Source organism: Vreelandella massiliensis (genome assembly GCF_900155385.1).
In the GTDB taxonomy this organism is placed as follows: Bacteria; Pseudomonadota; Gammaproteobacteria; order Pseudomonadales; family Halomonadaceae; genus Vreelandella; species Vreelandella massiliensis.
Genome location: NZ_LT699747.1, coordinates 1 through 3,481 on the forward strand (window position 1 = coordinate 1; position 3,481 = coordinate 3,481).

At 66.3% G+C, this 3,481-nt stretch carries 4 protein-coding genes; all 4 read right to left on the bottom strand.

The features are described 5' to 3' along the window. The coding region (locus BQ9846_RS15365) for a sigma-70 family RNA polymerase sigma factor (protein WP_144049478.1) at positions 1-299 on the bottom strand (299 nt) is incomplete at its 3' end. 25 nt (positions 300-324) lie between these two features. Continuing rightward, positions 325-741: a flagellar protein FlhE gene (locus tag BQ9846_RS15370; protein WP_083651638.1), complete on the bottom strand. Its 417-nt coding sequence runs from the start codon at positions 739-741 to the stop codon at positions 325-327. Positions 742-794: 53 nt separating this feature from the next. Beyond that, a complete protein-coding gene (locus BQ9846_RS15375; protein WP_075881936.1) occupies positions 795-1,427 on the bottom strand; it encodes a hypothetical protein in 633 nt (210 codons plus the stop codon). Beyond that, positions 1,424-3,481: flagellar biosynthesis GTPase FlhF (gene flhF / locus BQ9846_RS15380; RefSeq protein WP_075881939.1), on the bottom strand; the 2,058-nt coding region annotated here is incomplete at its 5' end. The genes flhF and BQ9846_RS15375, both read right to left, overlap by 4 nt.

Consider the following 3,481-nt stretch of genomic DNA (forward strand, 5'->3'; position numbering starts at 1 on the left):
GCCTCATCCACGGCCCGCGCCGAGCGACGCACGCTGCGCGGCAGCCAGTCGCGGGTGCGCAGCTCATCCACCATCGCGCCGCGAATCCGCTGACTGGCGAAGGTGGCAAACGTTGCCCCTTGGCTGGCATCAAAGCGGCTCAGCGCTTCCAGAAGCCCCACCGTGCCGGCCTGAATCAAATCATCGAGTTCGATACTCGCCGGCAGCCGCACCTGCAGCGATAACGCCTGGCGTCGCACCAATGGCATGTATTGGACCAACTGATCTTGCTGTTCGAATCTGCCCTGTGCTGTGTACATCGTTTCGCCTCGCGGCTGACTACCTTCACTGGTAATTGACGATCACTTGCATGCCCTGTACCCGTACCGGCGGCTCGCCCGCTGGCAAGGTGAAGCGAAAGTGCAGCGGCTTGGAGGCGCGCTCCCCGGCAAAGGCTTGGGTACTCCCTCGCATACCGGTTAAGGCGGTGCAGCGCTCGGCCTGGCACAGCCAGGCATTCACCGGCTGCCCCGGCGGATGTTGATAGCGCCACTGAATGCGGTTGATCTCCCCTCCTTGAACCGGCGCGCCCGGCGGCGGCGCGGCGCGACGCGATGTGCTCTGGCGGTCGCTCATCGCCACCATCATACCCGGCACCTTAGCCACCCAGCTACCCGAGGCGACCGCCACGTTACCCACGAATAGCGCGGCGAACAAAACAAGCAAGCTTGCCCAGCGCTTTCGTTGCGTGTGTCGTTGCATGGCGTTTGCCTCGCTGTGGTTGTCTCATCTCTTTAGCTTACGCCAAACGGCCCCTATTGGGCCAAAATCAGTAGTTCAATGTCCAAATAGGACCGTGCCGCCGCGTGCAAGTTTTCCAACAGGCCGGCGCGCGAAAGATGCGGCTCGTGAAGCGCTAACAGCCGCCTGGGACCGCCCACCTCGCGTAGCTGGCGCAGCGTGCGGTAAGTGTCGGCGAAGGCATCGGCGTGGCTGCTTACCCAGAGCGCCCAGCGCGACTGCTCGCGCGCCAGCCGCGGAAGCGCGGGATCATCGGGCATGACCACGCGTATGTCCCAGTCATCCGGGTCGCCGGCCCACTGCCGACCCAGCGCTGACCACTGGCCTAAGCGCGCCTTAACGCGATTGGCCTGCAGCGTGCTCGGCGACGGAAGCCCCACGACCATCAATACCGTTTTGGGTTTGGGCGGCGTGACCGTTTTCGGTTCGGCGGCGGCCGCAACGGTCGGTGGAGGCGAATCAGCGACGGGCTCTTCTGTTTCGACAGAAACGTCGGTGTTTTCCGACGTCTCTTCGACGGCGTCCTCTTCCTGCGCCTGCGTGGTATCTAGCGTCTCATCCGCTTCATCGGCGGCTTGCGTCTGCTGCTGGCGCTGCAGGTTGGCCCATTTACGCAGTCCCGCCGCTTGATCCTGCGCGCCCGTCACACAACGCCCTCCCGGTTGACGCTACCCAGCTGGCGAATCGCATCGCGGGCCATCAAGGCATACAGCAGCGCATCCAAAAGCGCCGTGTCGCGCCGCCGACGCCGGCCGCCGAGCAGGCCCAGCAGATCGCTACGCAGCGCGACGGCCGCCTCATCGGTGGCCACATCCAGATTCCCCGCCACCGCCGCGCAGCCGCTGGCCATCAGTAAGCGCACTTCGGCACTGACCTCGCCGCCGTCGTCGCGCTTGAGCTCTCGCCAGGCGCGACGGGTCAAGGGTGCAAGCCCCTCGCCCTGTAGCTGAGTGACCAACAGCGACAGCGCATCCGCGCCCAAGTGTCGCGGCGTGAGCCAGTAGCGGCGCACCACGGTTTTGGCGCTTTCGGGGTCGCGCGCCTCGCCGTACCACGCCAAAAGCGGCTGGCCGTCGTCGCTCTCCACTTCGGTGTAGACGTTCCAAAGCGCCAGCGGCTGTCCGCGAAAACGCACATCCACGCTGTGGGTCAGGGTGCTTTCGGCGAACAGCGGCTTCAGCGCGGTGCGCTCGCCTTGGCAGACGACCCGCTGCGAGGCGCGCACCTGGCTGACCCAAGTGAGACGCTGCGCATCGAGCCACTCCCGCGTCGACGCCTCCGGCAGCAGCGGCAGCAAATGCACCGCCACACCGCTTTGCGCCGTGACCGCCGCCAACCGGGGCTGCCACCCCGCCGGCTGGCGATGCTGTAGCCAAGAGAGCGCCAGCCACGCGCCATCCGGGTCGAGGCCAATATCGGGCATCGACCAGTCGCAACCGCGCTCGTTGCGCCGCGGCGACCACTGCATCCCCAGCGTCGCCTCGGCGGGCGGGTACTCCGCCAAGAGCCGGTCGAGGCGCTGATCTTGCACCACTGCCGGCAGCGCGGCTAAATCCCAGCTCGCTTCTAAATGGGCAAAGCCCCCGATGCGCTTGCGCAGTCGGCTCAAAAGCGATGACAAACGCCGCCCCTGGCCGAGCACATCCCGCGACCAGCGCGGCAGCGCCAGCGCCGATTCACTTGGGGAGTCGTCGGCATGGGGGGAGCGCGGCGTGCGGGTTTTGAGCGCTTGCTCGATGAGCCCGCCGGCATCGGCCACGCTCATGTCTTCCGGCACCTGCTGGCCGTGGGAGCCAAACAGTACGCGCAAGCCGTGGCGCATAATCATATCCAGCACCGGGGCTAAACGGCCGGCCTCGTCCTGCTTGGTGATGATGCAGTCGTCGAGCTCTGCACCGGCGGCGCGCGCGGCCTGGCGATAGCGTAGCACCACCTCTTCCAGGGTTTCCGGCTGGCTGGCCGCGTTGAGCAGCAGCACTAGGCGTACCCGTGAGCGACCGCCTTGCAGGTGAGCGATCTGCTCGATCACGCGCTGGTCGCGCTGGCTCATGCCCACGGTGTCGATAATCACCCACTGCTTGCCTTGAAGGCGCCCCAACAGCGAGTCGATGGGCTGCTCGGCGTCCAGCGCGTACATGGGGATATCCAGCAAGCGGGCATAGATGCGCAGCTGTTCGTGCGCGCCGATACGAAAGCTATCGGTGGTCACCAGCGCCACCGGGCGGGTGCCGTGGCGCATCACAAAACGTGCGGCGAGCTTGGCCGTGGTGGTGGTTTTGCCCACGCCGGTGGGGCCTACCAGCGCCACGATGCCGGTTTGGTCAAAAAAGGCGTTCTCCTCATTGAGCACCGACAGCCGCTCGATGAGTTGCTCGCGCAGCCAGGTAAGCGGGCGCTCACTCTCCTCGGGCAGCGCTGCGAAGTCCGGCGGCATTCCCGCTAGGATTTCGTTGGCGATCTCGACGCTAAAGCCCACTTCAAACAGCAGTTGGTGAAGGCGCTGCGCCCAGCCTTTGGGCGGCGCCTGCGCCTCCACCGGCTGGCCGCTGCTGGCGAGCAGCGCGCGCATATCCTGCATCTCTTTGAGCAGCCGCTCGCTCATCGCCTGTAGGGGGTCGGGGGCAGCCGGTGCGGCGGAAGGGGGCGATTCGGGCGCGGGCGATGGTGCCTGCGCAGGCGCCTGTGAAACGGCCGGCGTGGG